Origin of the sequence: Collinsella intestinalis (genome assembly GCF_902501455.1) — a bacterium.
Classification (GTDB): Bacteria; Actinomycetota; Coriobacteriia; order Coriobacteriales; family Coriobacteriaceae; genus Collinsella; species Collinsella intestinalis.
Genome location: NZ_CABWIC010000007.1, coordinates 551,679 through 576,338, shown reverse-complemented (window position 1 = coordinate 576,338; position 24,660 = coordinate 551,679). Strand labels below are relative to the sequence as shown.

Below are 24,660 nucleotides of genomic sequence, written 5' to 3'. Positions count from 1 at the left end.
GCCATGACCTCTACCGTGAAGCGCGGATGCGACCATATCTTCTTCGTCGGGTTCTTGGGGGCGGGCAAGTCCACGCTCGCCCGCAACCTTGGGCGTATGTTCCATCGGCGTTTCGTCGACACCGATCGCCTCGTCGAGCGCAAGTGCGGCCAGACGGTCTCGCAAATCTTCGAGGCTGAGGGCGAGCAGCGTTTCCGCACGCTCGAGACCGAGGCCCTCGAGAGCCTCGCCTCCGAGCGCAGCCTGCTCGTCTCTTGCGGCGGGGGAGTGGTCGAGACTCCTCGCAACATCGAGCTCATCCACGAGATGGGCTTCTGCGTCTACCTCGAGGGCGACATCGGCGATTCGCTTCGCCAGATCCGCCGCTCCGACACCCGACCCGATTTTCGCAGCGCCGAGCATGCCGCCCGGCTGCTCGAGCATAGGCGCCCGCTGTACGAAAGCGCCGCCGACCTCACCGTGGATATCCGCGGCACCTCGTTCACCGAGGTTTCCTATACCGTTGCCGAGCTTCTCTTGGAGCGTGGTCTTATATGACGATTCGTCGCAAGTTGCTTTCCTTCGGTTCGAGGAGCACCGATGTCCGCCTTGGCTTCGGGGCTCTCGATGAGCTTCCCAAGTTCCTCTCCGGTGCGGTTGGCAAGCCCTCGCGCGCCTATGTGCTGAGCTCCGATGACATCGATCCCGTCCATATCGAGACCGTGCGTCGCGCGCTCGTCGACAGCGGGTTCAACGCTGCCGTTCGATGCATCGCGGCCTCCGATGCGCTCGGTGCCGAGACCGCACTTGCGCAGTATGCCGAGCTTTCCGCGGCCGGTATCACCGCCGAGGACCTGATCGTGGGCGTGGGTGGCGACGAGGCTTGCTCCCTGGCGAGCTACATTTCCCGCACGTGGTGCGGCGGCGTGTCGTGCGCGCTCGTTCCCACCACGCTCGATGCCATGATCCGCTGCTCCACGCAGATGACACCCCTCACCGTTTCCGGGGGTTCCCTCGTCAGCCTCGAGCCCGAGGTGTCGCTCGTCGTGTGCGACCTCGCGTTGGTGGGGGATCGCCCGATCGAGGAGAATGGCCTGGGCTATGCGCTCATGTGCGGTGCGTATCTCTCCGAGAGCCGAGCCTGCTGGGACAGCCTTGGCACTGCCGTTCGCGGCATCGTCGAAAAGAACGAGACGTCGCTGTCCGATGCGCTTTCCACCACGCTCACCGCACGATTGAACATCGCCAAGTCCGTGAGCCCCTCTGCGCGCCGCGCCCTGCTGTTCGGCCATACCACCGCCCGCGCCCTGTCTGCGTGCCTGGGCGAGGGCGCGCACCCGTATTACCTGTTCCTCGCCGAGGGCATGCGCTTCGAGGCACGCTTGGCCATCGACGCTTGTGACTTCTCGGTCGATGAAGTCTTTGCGCTCGACGATCACCTCGAGGATCTCGGCATCGGCGAGCTGTCGTTTGACATCGATCCCGCTGCGCTCATCGAGGCCCTTCGCGCCGAGCGCTTCCGCGTCGCCAACCGCTTCCAGCTCGCGCTGCCCAAGTACCCCGGCGTCATCCGCCTTTCGTCCATCGACGACGAGGTCCTTGAGCGCCATGCACGCGCGTTCATCGCCTCACGCAAACCCGAGTAGGCCTGTTTACACATCTTTCGCGAGAAAGGAACCGATATGTCCGAAATCCTCAACGGTCCCGCTGGGCGCATCGCCCGCCTGCGCACCCTCATGGCTGAGCGCGGCTACGATGCCGTGGTCGTGCGCGACGAGGCCAACCTGCGTTGGCTCACCGGCGCCATGCGCGTCTTCGACTACACCGGCGAGTACCCGCACGTGGCGTTTGTCACGGCCGACGAGTGCTTCCTGCACACCGACTCGCGCTACTTCAACTCCTTCGAGGAGAACATGCCCGCCGGTAGCCCCTGGAAGCTCGATATGGACGAGATCGACATGCCCCGCTGGGTTGCCGAGCACGCCCGCTCCACCAAGAGCCGCGTTGTCGCCGTCGAGGACGACATGCACATCAACTTCTTCCGCGGTATCGAGCGCGGCCTTGAGGATTGCTCGATTTGCGCGAGCCTCCCGCTCATGCACGGCGACCTCCAGCTCATGCGCGCCGTCAAGGACGCCGAGGAGATCGAGCTCATGCGCCACGCGCAGTCCATCACCGACGCCGCATTCGCCCATATGTGCGAGTTCATCCGTCCCGGCTACACGGAGAAGCAGCTCCGTACCGAGCTCGAGACCTTTATGTTCGATCACGGCGCGGACGACCTGGCCTTTGGCTCCATCGTCGCATCCGGCCCCAACACCGCCAACCCGCACGCCATTTCCAGCGACCGCGTGGTGGAGAAGGGCGACTTCGTCCTTATGGACTACGGTGCGGGCTACCGCGATTACAAGTCCGACATGACCCGCACGGTCTGCGTGGGCGAGCCGAGCGAGAAGCAGCGCGAGATCTACGACATCGTCCGCCGCACGCACGAGGAGTGCGTCGCAGCTATCCACGCCGGCGTGGATGGCCACGACATCCACCTGCTCTCCAAGAAGATCATCGGTGACGCGGGCTACGGCGAGTACTACGGCCACGGCCTCGGCCACGGTGTGGGCATCGACATCCACGAGCTTCCGGTCTTCGGCCGCAAGAGCAACATCGTGGAGGAGGGCGCGGTCATCACCGTTGAGCCCGGCATCTACCTGCCCGGCGTGGGCGGCGTGCGCCTGGAGGACTACGGCGTGGTCACCAAGGACGGGTACGAGCCCTTCACGACCTCTACGCACGAGCTGGTCGTCATCGACTGCTAGGTCGTTTTGCGAGTATAATTCCTAAGTTCGATTCTTCTACAGAAAGGCAAGCCATGGCTTCCATCACCACCGCCGACTTCCGCAACGGCATGGGTCTCAAGATCAAGGACAAGTACTACACCATCGTCGAGTTCCAGCACGTCAAGCCGGGCAAGGGCGGCGCCTTCGTCCGCTACAAGACCAAGGACCTCAAGACCGGCCGCGTGGTCGAGAACACCTGCAACGCCGGCTCCAAGTTCGAGAGCGTGCAGCTCATCACCAACGAGATGCAGTACCTCTACAACGACGGCGACAACTACTACTTCATGGACATGACCTCCTACGAGCAGATCGCCGTCCCGGCCGACTTCATCGGCGACAACTCCAAGTGGCTGCGCGAGAACGACAACGCCCAGCTGCTCTACGCCGACACCGAGCTGCTCGGCGTGAACCCGCCCATGTTCATCGAGGCCGAGGTCGTCGAGACCGTCCCGGGCGCCAAGGGCAACACCGTCCAGGGTGCCACCAAGCCGGCCACCATCGACACCGGCGCGGTCGTCCAGGTCCCCATGTACCTCAACGAGGGCGAGCGCATCAAGGTCGACACCCGCACCGGCGAGTTCGTCCAGCGCCTCTAATCGCTCTCATCCAGTGCACGTCCGTCGCGCGGCCCGCATGAGGCCGCGCGCTTACCACGTAAAGGAGTGGGCATGTCGCAAGAGATCACCATCGCCGGCATCGGCATCGCGCCCGAGGTGCTGACCGCCATCGTTTCCCGCGCCGTCGAGGAGGTCGAGGGCATCGCGTCCGTGGGCGTGAAGGACCTCGCCACCAACCTCGTCTCCATGTTCTCCACCAAGTCCGTGCCCATGGGCGAGGACGTCGAGGCCGAGGTGGTCGACGACAAGCTTCGCCTGACCGTGCACCTCACGGTCTTCTTCGGCTATCCGTTCAAGCCCCTGGCCGAGGCCGTGCGCGTCGCCGTCGCCAATGCCATCGACGCCCAGGTCGGCGTTGAGGTCGAGTGCGTGAACATCTGTATCGACAGCCTCGTCTTTCCCAAGGAGTAGCGCGTGGCAAGTCTCAAAGTCAATCGCGGGCGCACGCTCGCCCGCAGCCAGGCGCTGCAGATCCTGTTCCAGTCCGAGATGCGAAAAGTCTCCGTCGAGGACGTCCTGGCAGGGGATTACACCCTGTCCAAGGGTCCGCTGGCACCGTACGCCATCGAGATCGCGCGCGGCGTTTCCGCCAACCGCGACCGCATCGACTCCGCGCTTCGCGCCGTCTCCGCGAACTGGACCCTCGAGCGCATGCCCGGTGCCGATCGCAACCTGCTTCGCGCCGCCGTCTACGAGCTGTACTTCCAGGTCGCCGACACGCTCGACGCAGCCGTCGTCATCAACGAGGCCGTCGAGATCGCCAAGGCCTATGGCACCGATGAGTCCGCCGGCTTTGTTAACGGCGTGCTCGGTCGCATCGTGCGCGATCGTCATCTGCCGAGCCTGCAGCATGTCGCCTGCACTATCACCGCCGAGGATGCCGAGGCCGCCTGCCTGGCCGCCCTGTGGTTCGAGATCGACCCCAAGCGCCTGGCAGCCGAGGAGGAGGCCGCCCGCGCCGCCGAGGAGGCCCGCGCCCGCTTCGAGGCCGACGACTACGGCTTTGCCGAGGACGACCTCGATCACATCTTCAACGATCCCTTCGACGCCGAGGCCGGCGAGTAGCGCATGGCCGAGGGCAACTTCGACGAGATCACCGAGCGCCTGGACGAGATCATCGCCCAGGTCCGCTCCAAGGACACGTCCCTCGAGCGCAGCCTCGACCTGTTCGACGAGGCGATCGAGCTCGGCTCCCGCGCCGTGGACATGGTCGATTCGTTCGAGCTGTCCCCGCGCGAGGCCGATATGCTCGATGCAGAGCTTGCGACCGAGGCCCAATCTGAGCAGCCTGCCGAGCAGGCCGAGACCGACCCCAAATCGAGCGGGGCATAAGGAAGGCGCCACGTGGCACGCGTTCGTTTGGATGATGAATTGATTTCCCAGGGCATCTGCGAGAATCGCGCAGATGCCCTGCGCACGTTGATGGCCGGTTTGGTTTCGTCCGGCGGCGAGCGCTTGAGCTCGCCCGGCATGATGGTCAAGCCCGGCATCGAATTGCATGTGAAGGGCCGCATTCCCTATGTGGGGCGTGGCGGGCTCAAGCTCGCCGGCGCCCTCGATGCGTTTCGAGTGGACCCTTCCGGCCTTAACTGCCTGGATGTTGGATGCTCCACCGGCGGCTTTACCGATTGCCTGCTCAAACGCGGTGCGGCCCATGTCCTGTCCGTGGACGTGGGGCGGGCGCAGTTCGACTGGTCGCTGCGCCAGGATGAGCGGGTGACCCTGCTCGAGCGCACGAACATTGTGGACGTTCCCGAGCTCGGCTATCGTTCGAGCGCCGACCTGGCCGTGTGCGACGTGTCGTTCACGAGCATCGCCACGATCCTGCCAGCGGTGCTCGAGCTCCTCACGCCCAACGGCGCTTTCCTGACCCTCGTCAAGCCTCAGTTCGAGGCGCCGCAGGGCGAAGTGGGGGAGGGCGGCATCGTTCGCGACCCTGCCGTGCATGCGCGGGTCCTTGCCGATGCGGTCGAGCTCTTCCGCGAAAACGGGCTTTCCCCGCTGGGGCTGTGCGCCTCACCCATCACGGGCGCCAAGGGCAATCGCGAATTCTTCCTCCTGGGCGCACGCGGTGCATCCGCGGCATCTCGTGAGGAGATGGACGCATCTGCCGTTTCCGCGCGCATCGACGCGCTGGTGTATTCGGAGGTTCCTCGATGAAGGTCCTGCTCGTCCCCAATTACTACAAGCAGGAGGCCGTCGAGAGCGGGCTCACCCTCGAGCTGTGGCTCACGCGCCAGGGTTTTGAGGTCGAATGGGCTGCCGACCAGCGCTCCGGTATCGAGTCGACCCCCGACCTCGTGGACTGTGGCCTTGTCATCTCGCTCGGCGGCGACGGAACGCTCCTGCGCGCCGCGCGCATCGTGGGGTACCGCGAGATCCCAATCCTCGGCCTGTCCTATGGTCACCTCGGGTTTCTCACCGCGGCGAGCCCCCAGGACAAGAACATCCTCTCGGTTGTGTCCGACGCGCTTGCCGGCGAGCTGCATGTGAGCCGCCGGGCCACGCTCGCCTGCGAGATCGTGAGCGTGAATGAGCGTGGTGAGGAAGAGGTCTGCACCGGCTTTGCCCTGAACGACCTCGCACTCGCCCGCGGCCCGCTCTCCGATATGGTCGAGTTCGACATCACCGTTTCCGGCCATCACATCGACCGCCTGCGCGGGGACGGCGTGGTGGTTTCCACGGCCACCGGATCCACGGGCTACGCCCTGTCCGCCGGCGGCCCCATCGTGAGCCCGGAGTACACCGGCATGGTCTGCGTGCCCATCGCGCCCCACACCATCCAGGCCCGCGCCTTCCTCACGTCCCCGTCCGACGTCGTGGAGATATCCGTTTCTAAAGATCGCCCGTCGGTCCCCGCCATCGCGCTCGATGGCCAGTTCATCACGCCGTCCGGCGAGGTCGAGCGCGCCGTCGTGCGACGCGGCGATGCCGACATCCTGTTGCTCGATTACGGTCCGGAGAGCTTTTACACGTCCGTGAGCCGCGTCTTTTACGGGGTGCGCAATGATCGATGAGATCCATGTCGAGAACATCGCGCTGATCAAATGCGCCGACCTGGTGCCCGGTCCCGGTCTCACGGTTCTCACCGGCGAGACGGGCGCGGGCAAGACCGCCCTGCTTTCCGCCCTCAAGCTGCTGATGGGCGAGCGCGCGGATTCTGCGACGGTTCGCGAGGGGAGCGACGGCGCGCTTGTCGAGGGACGTCTGTTCAGCGGGGCTCGCGACGAGGAGGGCTTCGTTATCCAGCGTCGCCTGGGTTCCGACGGTCGTTCCCGCGTGCGTGTGGACGGCTCGCTTGCGAGCGTGCGCGAACTGTCCGAGCGCGTGAGCCCCCTGATCGACCTGTGCGGTCAGCACGAGCACCAGAGGCTGCTCGACCCCGCCTCCCATGTTGGGATGGTCGATGCCTGGGCCGGCGCGGGCGTTGCCGAGGCACTCGCCGCGTATCGCGACGCGCTTGCGCGTGCCAACGAGGCCGCGCGCGAGCTCGAGCGCGTCGAGCAGGCGAGCCGCACGCAGGGCAGCCGTCTTGAGGAGGCGCGGTTTGCCCTCGAGCGCATATCCGATGTCGATCCCAAGCCCGGCGAGCTCGAGGAGCTCGAGGAGCGCCTGCCCCGCGTCGAGCACGCGGAGAGCCTCGCATGCTGCGCCAACGATGCCGCTGAGGCTCTGACCTGCGAGGGCGGTGCGCTGGATGCACTCAATACGGCCATCGCGGAGCTGTCCCGCATGGCCCGCGTCGACGTCAAGCTCTCTGAGTTTGCCGACCAGCTTTCCGGCGCTGCCATCACGGTCGAAGATGCGGCTGCGGAGCTGCGCAGATACCGCGATTCGGTCGATTTTGACCCGGCGGAGCTGGCCGCCGCACAGGAGCGCTACTCGGCGTTCAAGGGCTTGTTGCGCCAGTGGGGCCCGCATATGGAGGACGTCTTTGCCCGTCGCGATGAGGCGGCCGAGCTGCTTTCGCTCGTCGATGACGCCGAGGCCCGCGTGAGGCGCGCCCGCGATGCCCGCGATGCAGCCGAGGCCGAGCTTGCCGAGGCCGCCCGGACGTTGACCAAGCGTAGAAACGCTGCGGCGCCGCGTTTTTGCCGCGAGGTGGGCAAGCAGATGGCGCGTCTCGAGATGGGCCGCGCCGAGCTCGTGTGGGACAGCAAGCCGCTCGCACGTGAGCGCTGGACCGTCCAGGGCCCAACCGCTTGCGAGCTGCTGTACCGCAGCGGTGCCGGCATGACGCCTCGTCCGCTGCGCCGTATCGCCAGCGGCGGCGAGCTCTCGCGCGTCATGCTCGCTTCCAAGGTGGTCCTCGGCGAGGCGGACGCCGTCGACACGCTCGTGTTCGACGAGGTCGACGCTGGCGTCGGCGGCTCCACGGCCCGCTCCCTCGCGCAGGTGCTCGCAGACCTGGCGCGCACCCATCAGGTGATCGTTGTCACGCATCTGGCCCAGGTGGCCGTGCAGGGCTCCGTCCACTACGTGGTGCGTCGCGACGATGCGGCCGACATCCCCGAGACGAGCCTCATCCGCGTCGAGGCCGCCGACCGCATTGCCGAGATTGCTCGCCTCCTCTCCGGAGACGCCACCGAAGAGTCCCTCGCCCACGCCAAGCAACTCCTCGCCGAAGCAGGAAGGCTCTAACTGTTCGCCCAGCGGGAACGTATAAGGTTCAGCGCTCGGTCAGTCCTGGCTCGCGACGAAGGCCCCACTGGGGCCTTCTGCTCGTGCGGAATCTACGCTGAACCTTATACGTTCCCGCTGGGCTGCGTTGAGCTTATGTTCGCTGGCGGTTTCCAGGCGGAATCTCGTTGTGAATGCGCGTCCGTCGAGCCTTGGGGCTGGGTCGGGTGCGTGTTTGCCGTAGATTCCGCACGCAAAGAAGAGCCCAGTGGGCTCTTCGTCTTGCGCAGGACTTGACCGAGCGGCAAACACGCACCCGACTCAGCCAATTTCAGGTAAGATGGTGAGCATGAATACTTTTGATACCTCCCACATCCGCAACTTCTCAATCGTTGCGCACATCGACCACGGCAAGTCGACGATTTCCGACCGCATCCTCGAGCTCACCCGCACCGTCGAGGAGCGCGACATGGAGTCGCAGCTGCTCGACACCATGGACATCGAGCGCGAGCGCGGCATCACCATCAAGTCCAACGCCGTCCGAGTCATGTACGACGCCGACGACGGTGAGACCTACCAGTTCAACCTCATCGACACGCCGGGCCACGTCGACTTCACCTACGAGGTCTCCCGCTCGCTCGCCGCGTGCGAGGGCGCGGTCCTCGTGGTCGACGCTACGCAGGGCGTCGAGGCGCAGACGGTCTCCAACGCGAGCCTCGCGATGAACGCCGACCTGGACATCGTACCGGCCATCAACAAGATCGACCTGCCCTCCGCGCATCCCGAGGAGGTCAAGGTCGAGATTGAGGACGAGCTCGCCATCCCCGCCGACGACGCCGTGTGCGTGTCCGGCAAGACGGGCGAGGGCATCCACGACCTGCTCGAGGCCATTGTGTTCCTGGTGAGCCCGCCCAAGGGCGACGCCAACAAGCCGCTCAAGGCCCTTATCCTCGATTCTTATTTCGATGAGTACCGCGGCGTCGTTGCCACGGTCCGCATTTTCGACGGCCAGGTCAAAAAGGGCGACCATCTGCGCATGATGCAGGGCGGCGAGGAGTTCCTCGTCGACGGAGTCGGCGTGCGCCGTCCCGCCGAGTTCGCGCTCGACGCACTCGGCGTGGGCGAGGTCGGCTTTGTGGTCACGGGCCTGAAGGACCCCGAGGCCGTGCATGTGGGCGATACCCTCACCCTCGTGGGCAACCCCTGCGATGCGCCCCTGGAGGGCTATCGCGAGGCCAAGCCCATGGTCTACACCGGCCTGTTCCCGATCGACAACAAGGACTACGAGAGTCTGCGCGACGCGCTCGAGAAACTCCACGTCAACGACCCGTCGCTCGTCTGGGAGCCCGAGACCTCCGCGGCGCTCGGCTTCGGCTTCCGCGTCGGCTTCCTTGGCCTGTTGCACATGGAGGTCATCAAGGAGCGCCTGGAGCGCGAGTTCGACCTGGCGCTCATCGCGACGAGCCCCAGCGTGGACTACCACGTCTACAAGACCGATGGCGAGATGCTCGAGGTCCGCAGCCCGCAGGACCTGCCCGACGTCACGCGCATCGACCATATCGAGGAGCCCTATCTCAAGGCCAAGATCATCACCCCGCCCGAGTACACCGGCGCGGTCATGCAGCTCGCCATCGAGCACCGCGGTATCACCACCGACATGATCCACTTGTCGCAGAAGTCCGTGGAGATGCACTTCGACATCCCGCTCGCCGAGCTCATCCTCGACTTCTTCGACCAGCTCAAGAGCCGTACCAAGGGCTACGCGTCCCTGGATTACGAGTTCTCCGACTATCGCATGAGCGAGCTCGTCAAGCTCGATATTCTGCTGTCCGGCGACGAGGTCGACGCCCTGTCGTTCATCGTCCACAAGGACAAGGCCTACGGCCTGGCCCGCGGACTGTGCGACAAGCTCAAGGAGATCATCCCTCGCCAGCTGTTCGAGGTGCCCATCCAGGGCGCCATCGGCAACAAGATCATCGCCCGCTCCACCGTCAAGGCGCGTCGCAAGGACGTTCTGGCCAAGTGCTACGGCGGCGACATCTCGCGTAAGCGCAAACTGCTCGAGAAGCAGAAAGAGGGCAAGAAGCGCATGAAGGCCATCGGCTCCGTCGAGGTGCCGCAGGAGGCGTTCCTCGCCATTTTGAAGGTCGAAGATTGATCGACCTGCGCGAACAATTCAAGCGTCAGCCGTTTCTGATGGCGCCCATGGCGGGCGTCACGGATGCGGCGTACCGCATCATGTGCCGCCGTCGAGGTGCCGAGATGGCCTATACCGAGATGGTGAGCGTGGCCGGCCTCTCCTATAAGAGCGCCAAGACGTGGGTGCTCGTGGAGCCGGAACCAGAGGAGCCGCAGATCTGCGTGCAGCTGTTCGGCACCAAGCCCGAGCAATTCGCGTTCGCGGTGAACGCCGTGCAGGAGCGCGTAGGGGACAAGCTCACGCTCATCGACATCAACATGGCGTGCCCGGCGCGCAAGGTCATTACCAAGGGCGAGGGCTCCGCGCTCATGAAGGAGCCCGAGCTTGCAGCGTCGCTGGCGGAGGCATGCGTGCGTGAGGCGTGCGTGCCCGTCACGGTCAAAATCCGCCGCGGCTTTGCGGCGGGGGAGAACACGGCGGCCGAGTTCGCCGCCCGCATGGAGCAGGCCGGCGTCGCCGCCGTTGCCGTGCACGGCCGCACTGCTAACCAGCTGTACACCGGCGAGGCAGACTGGTCCACCATCGACGAGGTCGCCGCGCGCGTGGGCGTGCCCGTGATCGGCTCGGGCGACGTGTTCTCCGCGGAGGACGCCGCGCGGATGCTCACCGAGACGGCCGCCGACGCCGTGTTCATCGCCCGCGGTACGTATGGCAATCCCTGGGTGTTCGGCGACGCCCGTGCGCTCGCTCTCGACGGCGTGCCCGTGCCCGAGCGTTCGGCGATCGAGCGCATCGAGGCCCTGCGTGAACATCTCACGCTGCTGCACGAGACGCAGCCCTTCATGGCGCGCGGTCGCGCGTTCTCGAGCTGGTACCTCAAGGGCCTGCCGCATGCCGCTGCGTGGCGTGGCCGCGTGGTGCAGTGCACAACCTACGACGAATTCATGGCCCTGCTCGACGAGGCCGAGGCCGAGTTGGCGGTGGGGCCTGACGCGGACGGCCGATGACGTCTGCTTGCCGGAGTTTTGGAGCCCAGTTTTTGATGCGGCGTTGCCCTGGTTTGCCTCGCGGGCCGCATGTACGCCGCGGGAGCCGCAAGCCGCCGTTTCGTGCGGGGTATGTTTCTTCGGATATTTGACATAGTTCGAAACTAATTACCAAAAGTCGACGATTTTTTTCCGAATCCTGGGGAAATGCAAAATAAACTTCGGGTTTTGGTAACTAGGGTTGAGTATCCGCAATCGGTACCTTGGATTTGGGGGTCGCTATTCGTGAAGCCGCGCGCTCTGTACCTGCATATTCCGTTTTGCAAGGCAAAATGCCTGTACTGCGATTTTGACTCGCGCGCCTTGGGTGGCTGTGAGCTCGACGCCGCGATGGACCGCTACTGCACCGCCCTCACATCCCAGATCGACACATACGGTGCCGCGGGCGAGCTCGACGAGGTGGAGACGGTCTACATTGGCGGGGGAACGCCGAGCCTCTTGGGTGCGCGCCTTGTTTCGCTGGTGGAGCGCGTGCGTGGGTATTGCGATCCCACCGAGTTCACCTGCGAGGCTAATCCCGAGTCGTTCACGCTTGAGCTCGCGCAGGCCCTGCGCGAGGCCGGTGTCACGCGTATCTCCCTCGGCGTTCAGACGCTCGATGCAGGCGAGCTAAAGGCCATCGGTCGCATTCATTCCGCCGAGCAGGCCATGCTCGCCATTGCTCAGGCCAAGGCAGTTGGCTTTTCCACCTCATGCGATGTCATGTGCGGGCTGCCCGGGCAGACGCTCGAATCGTTCGGTCGTACGCTCGAGACCCTTATGACGCTACGGCCCGATCACATCTCGGTGTACCCCCTGCAGCTCGAGGAGGGCACGCCGCTTGCGCGTTTGGAGGAGCAGGGTCGCATTGCGGTCCCCGATGAGGATTTCCAGGCCGTATGCATGGACCTTGCCGCCGAGAAGCTAGCGGGCGCGGGCTTTGAGCGATACGAGGTCGCGAGCTACGCCCTGCCTGGTCAGCGCTGCCGCCACAACATTGCGTATTGGACCGGTAAGCCCTATCTGGGTCTCGGCCGCTCCGCCGCCGGCATGTTTGACATCCCCGTCACTTCCGAGATGTGTAATTTGGGGACGTACCCCTTTTACACATCGGGCGCGAACCTCTCGAGCGCCCCGCAGGAGGGGCGTGTGCGCTACCGCCAGCTCGACGATGAGGGTACGCAGTTCGACACTGAGCACCTCACGCCGCGCGAGGCCATGGCTGAGGACCTGATGCTTGCCTGTCGCATGACCGACGGTATTCCGCTCGACCTGCTCACACGGGCCACCTCGTGTATTCCGGAGGCGGACCTGCGTACGGCCTGCGAGACCGCTATTTCCTCCGGTCTTGCGACGTGGGACGAGGACGCGCTCAGGCCCACCCACCTCGGCTGGCTCGATGGCAACGAGTTGTTCGGCCTATTCTGGGGTCTCGCTGAGTAGCCGCATCGGCATATTTCTCGCGGACCCCTTGCGCGCTGCCGCTGGTTGCGCCATGCTGTGCAAAACCGTTTGAGAGGAGAGCGCCATGCCCGGTAAACGCGAAAATGTGATCAGCTGGGACGAGTTCTTCATGCGCGCCGCCGTTGCGGCATCCCTGCGCAGCAAGGACCCCAACACGCAGGTGGGCGCTTGCATTGCCGATACGAACAACCGCATCCTCTCGGTGGGTTACAACGGCACGCCGTCAGCGCTGAACGACGATGATTTCCCCTGGGGCACCGCGGACGACCCGCTGCATGACAAGCACAACTACGTGATTCATGCCGAGGCCAACGCGATCCTCAACTACCGTGGTTCTCTCAAGGACATGGCGGGCGCGACTGTTTACGTCACCCTGTTCCCGTGCCACGAATGCGCCAAGACCCTCGTGCAGGCGGGCATCGGTGAGGTCGTGTACCTGGACGACAAGTACTGCGGCACCGAGGACAACCTTATCTCCAAGAACATCCTCGATCGCTGTGGTATCACGTATCGCCAGGTCCAGCTCGGGGATTAACGTCTCAATTGGGGACAGGCACGAATTGATCCGTCGCGCGTTCGCGCGTGTAAAAGGGGACGGGTGCAAATTGCACATTGTGCAGCTTGCACCCGTCCCCTTTTACACATTGGGGGCATTTGGTGCCCGATGGCGCTCCGTGGGTGTGCCGGGTGTTCATCGGGATATAATGTCTCCCACTGAATACAGCCGTAGCAGGGAGTTTTTTGCCATATGGCAGGAATGAACGATAAAGACTACTACGCCATCCTTGGCGTGGATAAGGACGCCTCGGCCAAGGACATCCAGAAGGCGTTCCAGCAGAAGGCCCGCAAGCTGCATCCCGACGTGAACAAGGAGCCGGATGCCGAGGAGCGCTTCAAGGAGGTCTCCGAGGCCTACGCTGTCCTCTCCGATGAGCAGAAGCGTGCCCGGTACGACGCCATGCGCTCGGGCAACCCGTTTGCCGCCGCAGGCGGTCCCGCACCCGCCTCGGGCGGGTACTCCGGAGGCTACACCGGCTTTGGCGGCTTTGGTTTCCCGTTCGGCGGCATGGGCGGCTTTTCCACGCAGCGCCGCCGCGGCGCCTCCGCTTACAACCCCTCGATCGGCGCGGACGTGGTCGTCGAGGTCAAGCTCTCCCGCGAGCAGGCGCGCGACGGTGCGCGCGTCGCGGTCAAGTACCCGCGCTACGAATCCTGTGATAACTGTCACGGTTCCGGATCGGTGGCCTCCGAGCACCATCGCGCGTGCCCCACGTGCGGCGGCACCGGCTCCATCGCCGTCGATCTGGGCATGTTCGGCATGGGCCAGGCCCGCATGGTGTGCCCCGAATGCGGCGGCTCCGGCAAGGTCGTTGCCGATCCGTGCCCGGTGTGCGGCGGCGAGGGTCGCACGCGCGTCCAGGGCGAGGCCGTGGTCGAGTTCCCAGCAGGAACGCACGACGGCGATCTGGTCCGCATGAAGGGCCGCGGTAACGCCGGCACCAACGGCGGCGAGACGGGCGACCTGGTCGGCCGCGCCCATGTGAGTGCTGAGCGCCTCGAGGGCCGTGCCCGCTCGGGCTTCTACACGCTCGGCTTGGTAACGCCCTTCCTGGTGCTCTCCTCGTTCTCGGGCACGTTCTCCATGTTCTTGCTTCTGTGCGCGATCCCGCTCGTCATGGGCCTGGTCATGGTCCTCTCCGACGACGTGTTCCATCGCAGCGGCCTGTGGTGGAAGCGCGGCTTGCAGGTGTTTGCCAGCGGCGTTTCGAACGGTCTGCTCTTCGCCTTGATCTCCGTGTGGTTCTGCAGCTGCACGCAGGCCATGTTCTTGGGGCCGTATCGGTATATGTAGCGTGCGCCCGATGCGCCCGAGTCATTTTGGGCGTGTGAGGCTGCCGCGCTTTGGGTAGAACGAAAAGCGTCGGTGCGCTGCCCGGGGCCTTATGCGGTCCTGGAGGCGGCGCCGGCATGCCGCATCCGTCGGGGGTGCGGCGCGACCGGCAGGGCGTTCGCGTCCCGCGTGGCCGCATGAGTTAAGGAAAACCTTGGGGGAGGGTCCACACAGTGGCGGACAAGAGGGATTACTACGAGGTGCTCGGCGTCGATCGCGATGCCACGCCCGATCAGATCAAGCGCGCGTTCAGGAAGAAGGCGGTCAAGCTTCATCCCGATCATAACGATGCGCCCGATGCGAACGAGCAGTTCGCCGAGCTGAACGAGGCCTACTCGGTCCTGTCCGACGAGCAGAAGCGCTCCATGTATGACCGCTACGGCACCGTCGATGGCATGCCCGGCGGCTCCGGCTTCGTCGATTTCTCCGACATCTTCGGCGGCGTGGGCGTCGATGACATCTTCTCTTCGATCTTCGGCGGCTCCGGCGGCGGCACGCGCGATCGCGCCCGCGACCGGGCCCGTCGCCGCGCCGGCCGCGATATGGCCATCTCGCTCTCCATCACCCTCGAGGAGGCGGCTCAGGGCTGCAAGAAGACCATCACGTTCGACCGCCTCGGCCCGTGCGAGGACTGCGACGGCTCCGGCAGCGAGGAGGGCGGCCAGGAGCAGCCGTGCCCGCACTGCAACGGCACGGGCTACGTGACCACGGTCCAGCAGTCCATCTTCGGCGCCATGCAGTCCAGCTCACCGTGCCCCGATTGCAAGGGCGAGGGCACCGTCATCGACAAGCCCTGCTCGCACTGCCACGGCGACGGTCGCGTCCGCACCCATGAGCGCCTGGACGTCGAGGTTCCGGCGGGCGTGGGCACTGGTCGCCAGCTGCGTCTGCGCGGCTACGGCGAGGCGGGCTTCCGCGGCGCTGGTGCCGGCGACCTCATCGTGACCATCCAGGTCGAGGCCGACGAGCGCTTCGAGCGCCACGGGGATGACCTGCTGAGCGAGGTGCACATCGGTATCGCCGAGGCGGCGCTGGGATGCACGGTCGACGTCGAGGGCATCCTGCCCGATGAGCATTTCGAGCTCGAGGTCCCCGCGGGCACGCAGTACGGCGAGGCCCTTGTGGTGGACGGCTACGGCATGCCCCGCCTGGGCACCGGCAGCCGTGGCAGGTTCGTCGCCCGCATCGTGGTCGACGTCCCCACCAAGCTCTCCGACGACGCCCGCGAGGCGCTCGAGCGCTTTGCCGAGGCGGCGGGCGAGAACGCGTCCGGCTCCAAGAAGCATCGCACCATGGGCGACCGCATCCGCGACGCCATCGACGAGATCCTCGATTAGGACGGTAGCCATATGACGCGTCCCTTCGCATGCGTGGTCAACCTGGGTTGCCGGGTCAACCGCGTCGAATCCGATCGCATCACTTCCGACCTCGTGGGCGCCGGCTTTTCGCTGGTTGATCAGGACGAGGCCGACATCATCGTCATCAACACCTGCGCCGTCACGGGCGAGGCAGAGTCCAAGACGCGCAAGGCCGTGCGCCATGCGCTGGGGCTCCCGCGCGAGCCGATCGTGGTGGTAACGGGCTGCGTGGTCAACCTGCATCCCAGCGAGCTCACCGACCTGTCGCCGCGGGTCATTGCCCAGCCCTCCAAGATCGACGTGGCTCGCACCGCCGCCGACGCGGCGGGCCTGCCCGCGCGCACGGTCAACCTCGACGAGGGGCACGACCTCGCCGACCTACTCGGCCGCTCGCGCTTGGGCGTCAAGGTGCAGGACGGATGCAACAACCGCTGCTCGTACTGCATCGTGTGGAAGGCGCGCGGGCCGGAGCGTTCCGTGCCGGTTGCATCGGTGCTCGAACAGGTGCGTCGAGCCGAGCGCGCGGGCATCCCCGAGGTCGTTCTCACCGGTGTGAACCTCGGCGCCTACGACGGCATCGATGCGTCCGACTCGCACGTCGAGATCGACGAGCTGCTCGACATCATCCTCGAGCAGACGGACATCCCCCAGGTGAGGCTGTCCTCGCTTGAGCCCATGGACGTCCACGACCGCCTTATCGACGCCATGGTCGCGGGCGGGGAGCGCGTCGCTCCGTTCCTGCACCTCCCGCTGCAGTCCGGCTGCACGGCCACGCTCGAGCGCATGAACCGCCCTTATACGGCCGAGCAATACGAGGCCATGGTCGATCGCATCCGCACCAAGCTCCCGAACGCCGCCATCTCCTGCGACATCATCGCCGGCTTCCCCGGCGAGACGGATGAGGAGTTTGCCGAGAGTCGCGCCCTGTGTGAGCGCGTGGGCTTTTCCCGCATGCACGTGTTCCGTTACAGCGCCCGCCCCGGCACCCCCGCCGCCACCGCTCCCGGACAGGTGGCGCCCGAGGTCATGGCCGCCCGTTCGAGCGAGCTTCGCCATGTGGCCGAGAGCACCTCCCAGGCCGACGCACGTGCGCGCATCGGTGCGTTCGAGACGGCCGTGCTCGAGTTTGGCAACCGCGGCACGCTCGGCAGCTTCCATCGCGTGATCGTGGACGATGCCGGGACCGACCGCACGGGCCAGCTCGTCCGCGTGAAGATCACGGGCATGGACGACCGCGGTCTGCTGCATGCGAGCATGGGGGAGAGCGACCTATGAGCGCCGGGACCGCGCGTGTGCGCCTGACCATCCCCGAGGGCGTCGATCCCGGTGCCGTTACCGGGGCGTCTGACGAGTTGCTCCGTGCGATCGAGGCGCTGAGCGATGCGGATGTCACGCTGCGCGGCGACACCGTCTCGATTGCGGGCGATCCCGCGGAAGTCGAGTTTCTCACGCGCGTGTTCCAGCAGCTGTTCGCGGCCGCCCGCGAGGGCGATCGCCTCCGCGCCGACGACGTCGAGCGTCTCATCGGTGCCCTTCGCCGCGAGGATGCGCGGGCGCTGCGCTCGCACGACGACGTCCTGCTTACCTATCACGGCAAGGCCATTCGCGCCAAGACCCCCGGTCAGCGCCGGTACATCGAGGGCATCCGCAACAACACCGTGACGTTTTGCCTCGGGCCCGCGGGCACCGGCAAGACCTATCTGGCCATGGCCATGGCCGTGTGTGCCCTGCAGCGCCGCGACATCGGTCGCATCGTCCTCACGCGCCCGGCCGTGGAGGCCGGCGAGAACTTGGGCTTCTTGCCCGGCACGCTCGAGGAGAAGGTGGACCCCTACGTCCGTCCGCTCTACGACGCGCTGTTCGACATGATGGATGCCGAACGCGTCCACGAGCTCGTCGAGCGCGGCGTCATCGAGATCGCGCCGTTGGCCTACATGCGCGGCCGCACCCTGAACGACGCGTTCGTCATTCTGGACGAGGCACAAAACACCACGCCCGAGCAGATGAAGATGTTCCTCACCCGTCTCGGCTTTAATTCCAAGTTCGTGATCACCGGCGACGCCACGCAGCGCGACCTGCCAGGCAAGCGCGGCGGCCTGACCGACGTGGCGGACATCCTCTCGGGTGTCGAGGGCATCGCGTTCGTCGAACTCGAGCGCGCCGACGTGGTCCGTCACAGCCTGGTTGGTAAAATCGTGGAAGCCTATGAGGCCTTCGACGCCCAGCCCCATGGTCTCAATGGGGGACAGGTACAAATTGATACGTCCGGTGCCAGTGGCAAGGCCGCGGGGAAGGCCCGTCACAGGGGAAAGGATGATGGACATGTCCGTGCTCATCAGTAACGACGCGAACCTCGACACGCTGCTGTCCGAGGACGAGGTCTGCGCGATCGTCGCGCACGTGCTCACCGCCGAGGGCGTGGAGCGCGATGTCGAGATCTCGCTCTCCTACGTGGATGAGGACGAGATGCACGAGCTCAACCGCCAGTGGCGCGACATCGACCGCACCACCGACGTGCTCTCGTTTGAGTGTGATTCCGCCTTTGACGAGGACATCCCGGTGGACGAGGTCCTCGAGCTGGGCGATATCATCCTCGCCCCCGAGGTCATCGCGCGGCAGGCGCCGGGTTTTGGCAACGACCCCGCCGATGAGTGCCGTCTCATGCTCGTCCACGGGCTGCTGCACCTGCTCGGCTACGACCATATCGAGGACGACGAGGCCGAGGAGATGGAGGCACGCGAAGACGCGCTTCTGCGCGAGCTGGCCGTCCAGCGCGGCGACGACCCCTCCAAGGTGGAGGTCGGCCCCATCACCAACCACGCACACGACTAGGAGCTGCCATGATCCCGGGTTCCAATAAGGACCATCCGTCCTTCATTCGTTCGTTCGGCTATGCGATCGAGGGATTTGTCACCGCGGTCAAGACCGAGCGCAACATCAAGGTAATGCTGGTTGCCGGCGTGTTGACGGTGATCATGGGCTTTGTGGCCAAGCTGCAGCTCATCAGCTGGGCGCTTATCGCCATCTGTATCGGCCTGGTGATCTTTGCCGAGCTGTGCAATACCGCTATGGAGGCCATTGTCGATCTGGCCACGCAGGAGCTGCACCCGCTTGCCAAGCGCGCCAAGGACATCGCCGCCGCCAGCGTGTACGTGCTGTCCATCACCGCCGCGATCGTGGGCATCCTGGTGTTCGCCCACGACTTCGGCCTGATCGGCTCCTGGCACTAGCGCCAAGATTCCGCCCGTGGTGTGCAATAGGGGACGGGTGCGTTTTACACATCCGGCACATCGCGTTGCACGATGTGTAGAACACACCCGTCCCCAATTGCACACCTTTAGTTCCAACGTATCTGTTGAGGAGTACCTATGTCCGACACCATGACCGATTTCGACCCGTTTGCCGACCTTTCCGACGATGAGCTCGACGCCATGATCGAGGCGGGGGAGTTCCCCGGCGCCATGGACGCGCCCGCCCCGTGCGCCGATGTCCCCGAGGGCTTCCGCTCCGGCTTTGTCGCGCTGGTCGGCCGCCCCAACGCCGGCAAGTCCACGCTGCTCAACGCCTGCTACGGCGAGAAGGTCGCCATCACCTCGCCGGTCGCCCAGACCACGCGCCGCCGCCTGCGCGCCGTGGTCAACCGCGAGGACTGCCAGCTGATCATCGTGGATACCCCCGGCATCCACAAGCCCAAGGACGGCCTGGGCAGCGAGCTCAACAAGAGCGCCCTGGGGGAGCTCTCGGACGTGGACGTCATCGCCTTTGTGATCGACGCGAGCGCGCCCATCGGCCGTGGTGACGCCTGGGTTGCCGAGCGCGTGGCCGCCGCCAAGGCGCCCAAGGTCCTGGTGCTTACTAAGGCCGACCTTGCGAGCCCGGATGAGATGCTCAAGCAGCTCGAGGCGGCCCGTGTCCTCGTCGATTTCGACGACGAGATCGTGGTGTCTTCCACCGAGGGCTTCAACGTCGAGGCGTTCGTCGACGTGGTTGCCGCCTACCTGCCGCAAGGCCCGCGCTGGTTCCCCGAGGGCATGGGCACCGACGAGGCCGACGAGGTCATGGTCGCCGAGTTTGTGCGCGAGAAGGTGCTGCGTCACACGCGCGAGGAGATCCCGCATGCCGTGGGCGTTATGTGCGATGAGTTTGAGCGCCCCAAGCGCGACCTGCTGCGTCTGCACGCTACCGTGTATGTTGAGCGCGAGGGCCAGAAGGGTATCATCGTGGGCAAGGGCGGCGAGATGATTAAGCGCATCGGCGTCGAGGCGCGTCGCGACCTTGAGCGCATGTTCGGGTGCCGCGTGTTCCTGGGGCTCGACGTGAAGGTCAAGCCGCATTGGCGCGAGGATGCCCGCGAGATTCGCCGTTTTGGCTACGCGGCGGACGATGAGTAGCACCCATCCCCGGGCGTCTCGACCTATACATCGCCTGCTCGGACAGTCCTGCCCGCTCGAAGGCCCCACCGGGGCCTTCGGCTCGTGCGGAACTCGCATTCGACGTATAGGCCGTGACGTTGGAATGGTCCATCTGGTTGCGAGCGGCCATGGCCGGTAGCCGTACGTATCGCACGAAGGCGATCGTGCTTGATAAGACTAAACTCAAAGAGACCGACCTCATCCTGACGCTCGTCGACCAAACCGGTCGTCAGGTCCGCGCGGTGGCCAAGGGCGCTCGCAAGCCGGGTAGTCGCCTTGCCGCCCGGTGCGAGCTGTGCTGCGAGGTCGATCTGCTGCTGGCGCACGGGCGTAGCCTGGACATCGTATCCCAGGCGGAGCTCGTCGCGGCGCCGCTGGGGTCGCAGCCGAGCTACGAGTTGCTCATGTCCGCGAGCGCGGTGGCCGAGGTTGCTCGTCATTGTACGTACGAGGACGCCGAGGACCCATTCGTGTTCGCAATCACGCGCGCGGTTCTTGCACAGTTGGCCTCGCTCGACGCGCCGCATCTCGACCTCATCGTTGCCGCGTGCGTATTCAAGCTGCTCTCGCACATTGGGTACCTGCCCGATTGCTCCTCGTGTGTGGCATGCGAGGACGAGGCACCGACGTATTTCTCCGCGCATGCGGGAGGCCTGCTCTGCGCGAGCTGCGCCTCGAGCGTGGCTGGCAGCGAGGCACTCGAGCCCGGCGAACCCGCTTGGCTGGCAAGCCTTATCTCCATGAGGTTCGACGAGCTCGCCGCAACACCCATTGACCCGTATACGGCTGCGCGTCTGCTTGGCTTCTCTCATGTGTGGGCCGCGACCCACTTGGACTGCCGCCTGCGGGCGCTCGAGTTTTTGCTGGGGCGTTAAATGCGCGAGTTGTACCCATTTTGCGCGTAGTCTTATAAAACTGGGCGATTTGGTATCATTTGCAAATTGAGGAGACTGTCCGTGGTTCGCGCCGTTTGGCAAAATGGGACAGCAATACGCAAACAAGAGGGTTAGGAAGGTCTGGAATGACGCTCCTGGAGTTGTTGGGGCTCTTGAAAAAGAACCTTAAGCTCGTTGTGATTCTTCCTTTGGTGTGCGCCATCGGTATGGGTGCGTATGCCTTTATGGGCATGGAGGACGAATACACCGCGACCGCGAGCATGTACGTGCTGGCAAAGCAGGATGAGATTGGCGATAACCTAAATACCAACCTCTCTGCTTCCCAGATGGTCGCCAACGACGTGGCAACGCTGCTCAAGTCCGATCGCGTGCGCGATCTTGCCGCGCGCGACCTCGGGGTCAAGAGCCTTGCCGGCTTTGATATTTCCGTCACGAGCGAGACCACCTCGCGCGTGCTGAGCGTCACGGTCACGGGCGACGATCCCAAGCAGGTTGCCGAGCTTGCCAACTCCCTGGCTCAGAACGTTTCCGGCATCGCTCAGGACGTCATGCAGATCGAGGCCGTCAACGTCATCGACCGCGCAGACGCCCCTACGGCCCCCAGCGGTCCCTCGCGCGTGCTGTATATCGCTGTCGCGTTCCTTGCTGGTCTGTTCATGGCCGTTGCGATCATCGTGGTCGCTGACATGCTCAACACCAAGGTCCGCTCCGCAGATGAGGTCGAGGAGCTTCTGGGCATCCCCGTTATCGGCCGCATACCCGCCGTGAAGGGAGGGCGTTAAACATGGCTAAGAAGAAGAGGGTCAACACCGAGCAGGTGCGCATCCAGAACGCCGCCAAATCGCTCGTTGCCAACATCCGTTTTGCCTCCATCGACAAGCAGGTCCGCTCCCTTGTGGTGACCTCTTCTGTCCCCAACGAGGGCAAGACCACGGTCGCTATCGCCTTGGCCCAGGCCATGGCTTCGCTGGGTGAGCGCGTGCTGCTCGTCGAGTGCGACATGCGCCGTCGCTCCCTTGCCAACGTCTTGGGCGCGCATTCGCGCGGGGGCCTGTACTCCGTTGTGTGCGGCCAGATGGACCTCGAGGAGGCCGTTGCCACCACGTCCACGCGTGGGCTGCACTTCCTCGATGTTGAGCCCCACATCCCCAACCCGGAGGCCGTGCTCAACTCTAAGCGCTTCGCAGCTTTCTGCGAGCGTGCCGCCGCTTCGTATCGATATGTGATCTTTGACACGCCGCCGCTCACGGCGTTCGTCGATGCCGCTGTGCTTTCCACGGTCGTCGACGGCACACTGCTCGTGGTAGGGGAGAACATCGCTCGCCGTGACGAGCTCGTGGAGGCCTACGCTCAGCTCCAAAAGGCTGGCGCGAACGTCCTCGGTGCGGTGTCCAACATGTGCTCCGGAACGGATGCCAACTACGTTTCCCGTTATTACGAGGAGTCTGACGAGGCCATCCAGCGCGGCGGTAATTTGCCTGACGAGCCGCTCGCTCAGCGCGACGAGGTCCGCCCGGCGTCCAGTGCCCGCTCCGCTTCTGTCGCTCCGCAGGCCGGCGGCGCTGCGCGAGGCACGGTTCCCGTTCAGCCGGTGCAGCCCGTCCAGCCCGTTCGCCCTGTGTCCCCGCAGAGCCCTGCCAGGGGGAACATTTCCCCCGATTCGACTGCTCAGTTCATGATCGGTCGCTACGGTGCCGACGCTGCGCAGCGTCAGGGCAAGTAGCATTAGTATCTTAATCGCAGCCGCCGGGACGACCTGGCGGCTGTTTTTCTGTTTGAGAGGGGAGTGGGAAGTTGAGGGATATCCATTGCCATATCTTGCCCGGCGTTGATGACGGTGCCCGGGATCTTACGATGAGCTTGGAGATGCTCAGGGCCGCCCGCTCCGCCGGCGTCACACGGATTGTGTGCACGCCGCATTGCCGCGACCCGTATTTCGATTACGAGCGCATGCGCGCCTCGTTTGCCCTGCTGCGCGAGCATGCGGGCGGCTTTCCGCTCACTATGGGGTTTGAGGTCGCCTATCCCAAACTCATGGAGCTTGGTATTGAGCAGTGGGCACGTAGGCTGTGCTTTGAAGGTTCCAACGAGTTTCTCTTGGAGCTTGATCCCCGCTGCACTGAGCGTGACTTTATCGATTACGAGCGTGCGATTGTGCAGTTGCAGGGCATGGGGATGAGTGTGATCATCGCCCATCCGGAGCGCTATCGAGCCATTCAGGAGAATATCGACCTCGCGGAGCGCCTGGTCGATATGGGATGCCTGCTGCAGGCATCGAGCGACTTTATGGCGGGTGGGCGTTTTGGCGCGGAGAAAAAGCCGGCTAAACGTATGTTCAAACGAGGACTCTACCGCTATATTGCCAGCGACGCGCATTGCCCTGAGCATTACGGGTACCTCAAGCGCGCTTTGCGTAAATACCCACAGCGAGGGTCACATGGCCGGCTTTGATAATGGACCCAGCGGCACCGGGTGTTTGTAAAGACTTGTGCCGCTGTGTGACTTTTGCCATATTGCCGCCGCTGTTGCTAATTTATGGTGCTAGAATGGCCCAAGGTTAGTGTTACCTCTAACGTACTGTTTCGCTTGTAAAGGAGTATGACATGAAGAAGCAGATCGTCGCTTTCATGAGCGCTGCTCTCATTGCCCTCGCCGCCCCCGTGGCTGCCCACGCTTGGGAGAGCCCGTCCGGCGCCGTTAAGGCCGAGACCATCACCGTCACCACCGAGTCTGGCGTGAACGTGCGTGCCGCCGCTGCCTGCAACGGTACCGGTACGCTCAAGATCGAGGAGGCCGCGGAGGACGTTAAGGCTTCCAACGCCCAGACCCCTGAGGGCTTTACCGAGATTGGCTCCTTCAAGGTTACCTGCACCGGCAAGGTTGAGGCTCCGTATCAGTTTGCCTACAACCTGGGTGCTGCTTACGCCAACGCCGAGGTGACCATCTACGTCGATCACGAGACCGAGGGTGTTGAGAACGAGGTCATCAACAAGACCGCCAGCTCCGACGGTACCGTGACCTTCACCACGGATGCCCTGTCCATCCACACCATCGTGGCCAAGCGGTCTGCCACCAAGCCTGCCACCGATACCGGTGCCCAGTCTCCGCAGACCGGCCTTCCCGTTATGGCCGTTGCCGGCGTTTCCGCCGTTGCCCTCGGTTCTGCTCTCGTGCTTCGCAAGAAGGTTTCCGAGTAGCGATTACTTCTGCTTGTAATTAAGCGAATGGGGGACCTGTCTTTAGGACAGGTCCCTTCTTCTATCAACGAGAATCATTCGGGGGAGCCATGCCCGCATCCAGCAATCAAGACAATCAGAATAGCCAGAGCTCCAATGAGAAGCGTACAGGTTCTCGTCGCAATGCATTATTGCGTGTGGCTGCGACGGTCCTTTTGGTGATAGGCATTTGCGGCTGCGGGTACGTG

Annotated in this window: 26 protein-coding genes; all 26 read left to right on the top strand. The window is 64.6% G+C overall.

The annotated features are described in order from the left end of the window. Positions 1–3 precede the first annotated feature (3 nt). The 26 genes from AOBCEHNH_RS03955 to AOBCEHNH_RS03830 all read left to right on the top strand — a co-directional run bounded on the left by AOBCEHNH_RS03955 (position 4) and on the right by AOBCEHNH_RS03830 (position 24,433). Entirely contained in the window at positions 4–537 is a 534-nt protein-coding gene (locus AOBCEHNH_RS03955) for a shikimate kinase (protein WP_006722502.1), read from the top strand. Next, entirely contained in the window at positions 534–1,625 is a 1,092-nt protein-coding gene (locus AOBCEHNH_RS03950; protein ID WP_152063245.1) for a dehydroquinate synthase/iron-containing alcohol dehydrogenase family protein, read from the top strand. Before AOBCEHNH_RS03955 ends, AOBCEHNH_RS03950 begins: the two co-directional genes overlap by 4 nt. 36 nt (positions 1,626–1,661) lie before the next feature. After that, a complete protein-coding gene (locus AOBCEHNH_RS03945; RefSeq protein ID WP_152063244.1) occupies positions 1,662–2,792 on the top strand; it encodes a M24 family metallopeptidase in 1,131 nt (376 codons plus the stop codon). A 53-nt stretch (positions 2,793–2,845) separates the two neighbouring features. Then, positions 2,846–3,409 (top strand): elongation factor P, encoded by a 564-nt coding sequence (efp, locus tag AOBCEHNH_RS03940; protein ID WP_006722505.1) that lies wholly within the window; start codon positions 2,846–2,848, stop codon positions 3,407–3,409. A gap of 72 nt (positions 3,410–3,481) precedes the next feature. Continuing rightward, positions 3,482–3,841 carry an Asp23/Gls24 family envelope stress response protein gene (locus AOBCEHNH_RS03935; protein WP_118103422.1) on the top strand — a complete coding sequence of 120 codons (360 nt, stop codon included), beginning with the start codon at positions 3,482–3,484 and terminating at the stop codon, positions 3,839–3,841. 3 nt (positions 3,842–3,844) lie between these two features. Continuing rightward, entirely contained in the window at positions 3,845–4,495 is a 651-nt protein-coding gene (gene nusB, locus AOBCEHNH_RS03930) for a transcription antitermination factor NusB (protein WP_006722507.1), read from the top strand. 3 nt (positions 4,496–4,498) lie between these two features. Beyond that, positions 4,499–4,762: an exodeoxyribonuclease VII small subunit gene (locus AOBCEHNH_RS03925; protein ID WP_152063243.1), complete on the top strand. Its 264-nt coding sequence runs from the start codon at positions 4,499–4,501 to the stop codon at positions 4,760–4,762. Between the two features lie 12 nt (positions 4,763–4,774). Further along, entirely contained in the window at positions 4,775–5,590 is an 816-nt protein-coding gene (locus AOBCEHNH_RS03920; protein WP_118271253.1) for a TlyA family RNA methyltransferase, read from the top strand. Beyond that, positions 5,587–6,447, top strand: coding sequence for an NAD(+)/NADH kinase (locus AOBCEHNH_RS03915; RefSeq protein ID WP_152063242.1), 861 nt, complete (start codon positions 5,587–5,589; stop codon positions 6,445–6,447). Before AOBCEHNH_RS03920 ends, AOBCEHNH_RS03915 begins: the two co-directional genes overlap by 4 nt. Then, complete coding sequence (gene recN, locus AOBCEHNH_RS03910) at positions 6,437–8,071, top strand: DNA repair protein RecN (RefSeq protein ID WP_152063241.1); 1,635 nt, start codon at positions 6,437–6,439, stop codon at positions 8,069–8,071. Before AOBCEHNH_RS03915 ends, recN begins: the two co-directional genes overlap by 11 nt. Positions 8,072–8,399: 328 nt before the next feature. Beyond that, complete coding sequence (gene lepA / locus AOBCEHNH_RS03905) at positions 8,400–10,208, top strand: translation elongation factor 4 (protein ID WP_152063240.1); 1,809 nt, start codon at positions 8,400–8,402, stop codon at positions 10,206–10,208. After that, entirely contained in the window at positions 10,205–11,197 is a 993-nt protein-coding gene (gene dusB, locus AOBCEHNH_RS03900) for a tRNA dihydrouridine synthase DusB (protein WP_193221171.1), read from the top strand. Before lepA ends, dusB begins: the two co-directional genes overlap by 4 nt. Positions 11,198–11,461: 264 nt before the next feature. Beyond that, positions 11,462–12,658 (top strand): radical SAM family heme chaperone HemW, encoded by a 1,197-nt coding sequence (gene hemW, locus AOBCEHNH_RS03895; RefSeq protein ID WP_226803230.1) that lies wholly within the window; start codon positions 11,462–11,464, stop codon positions 12,656–12,658. Positions 12,659–12,743: 85 nt separating this feature from the next. Then, on the top strand, positions 12,744–13,214 hold the full coding sequence (locus tag AOBCEHNH_RS03890) for a deoxycytidylate deaminase (protein ID WP_152063238.1): 471 nt from the start codon (positions 12,744–12,746) through the stop codon (positions 13,212–13,214). A gap of 213 nt (positions 13,215–13,427) precedes the next feature. Further along, entirely contained in the window at positions 13,428–14,531 is a 1,104-nt protein-coding gene (locus AOBCEHNH_RS03885) for a DnaJ domain-containing protein (protein ID WP_193221170.1), read from the top strand. 212 nt (positions 14,532–14,743) lie between these two features. Next, entirely contained in the window at positions 14,744–15,907 is a 1,164-nt protein-coding gene (dnaJ, locus tag AOBCEHNH_RS03880; protein ID WP_152063237.1) for a molecular chaperone DnaJ, read from the top strand. A 12-nt stretch (positions 15,908–15,919) separates the two neighbouring features. Then, the gene (locus AOBCEHNH_RS03875; RefSeq protein ID WP_152063236.1) at positions 15,920–17,203 is read left to right on the top strand and encodes a MiaB/RimO family radical SAM methylthiotransferase; all 1,284 of its coding nucleotides are present in this window, start codon (positions 15,920–15,922) and stop codon (positions 17,201–17,203) included. Then, positions 17,200–18,270, top strand: coding sequence for a PhoH family protein (locus AOBCEHNH_RS03870; protein WP_152063235.1), 1,071 nt, complete (start codon positions 17,200–17,202; stop codon positions 18,268–18,270). Before AOBCEHNH_RS03875 ends, AOBCEHNH_RS03870 begins: the two co-directional genes overlap by 4 nt. Continuing rightward, a complete protein-coding gene (gene ybeY / locus AOBCEHNH_RS03865; protein WP_152063234.1) occupies positions 18,251–18,760 on the top strand; it encodes an rRNA maturation RNase YbeY in 510 nt (169 codons plus the stop codon). The genes AOBCEHNH_RS03870 and ybeY overlap by 20 nt, the downstream gene beginning before the upstream one ends. A gap of 8 nt (positions 18,761–18,768) precedes the next feature. Further along, entirely contained in the window at positions 18,769–19,158 is a 390-nt protein-coding gene (locus tag AOBCEHNH_RS03860) for a diacylglycerol kinase family protein (protein WP_152063233.1), read from the top strand. Positions 19,159–19,296: 138 nt separating this feature from the next. Beyond that, on the top strand, positions 19,297–20,319 hold the full coding sequence (gene era / locus AOBCEHNH_RS03855; RefSeq protein ID WP_152063232.1) for a GTPase Era: 1,023 nt from the start codon (positions 19,297–19,299) through the stop codon (positions 20,317–20,319). Positions 20,320–20,468: 149 nt separating this feature from the next. Continuing rightward, on the top strand, positions 20,469–21,215 hold the full coding sequence (gene recO, locus AOBCEHNH_RS03850; RefSeq protein ID WP_152063231.1) for a DNA repair protein RecO: 747 nt from the start codon (positions 20,469–20,471) through the stop codon (positions 21,213–21,215). Between the two features lie 146 nt (positions 21,216–21,361). Further along, positions 21,362–22,018 (top strand): YveK family protein, encoded by a 657-nt coding sequence (locus tag AOBCEHNH_RS03845; RefSeq protein WP_152063230.1) that lies wholly within the window; start codon positions 21,362–21,364, stop codon positions 22,016–22,018. 2 nt (positions 22,019–22,020) lie between these two features. Beyond that, complete coding sequence (locus AOBCEHNH_RS03840; RefSeq protein WP_152063229.1) at positions 22,021–22,959, top strand: CpsD/CapB family tyrosine-protein kinase; 939 nt, start codon at positions 22,021–22,023, stop codon at positions 22,957–22,959. A 71-nt stretch (positions 22,960–23,030) separates the two neighbouring features. Then, positions 23,031–23,687: a tyrosine-protein phosphatase gene (locus AOBCEHNH_RS03835; protein WP_152063228.1), complete on the top strand. Its 657-nt coding sequence runs from the start codon at positions 23,031–23,033 to the stop codon at positions 23,685–23,687. Between the two features lie 152 nt (positions 23,688–23,839). Then, positions 23,840–24,433, top strand: coding sequence for a hypothetical protein (locus AOBCEHNH_RS03830; RefSeq protein ID WP_152063227.1), 594 nt, complete (start codon positions 23,840–23,842; stop codon positions 24,431–24,433). Positions 24,434–24,660 lie beyond the last annotated feature (227 nt).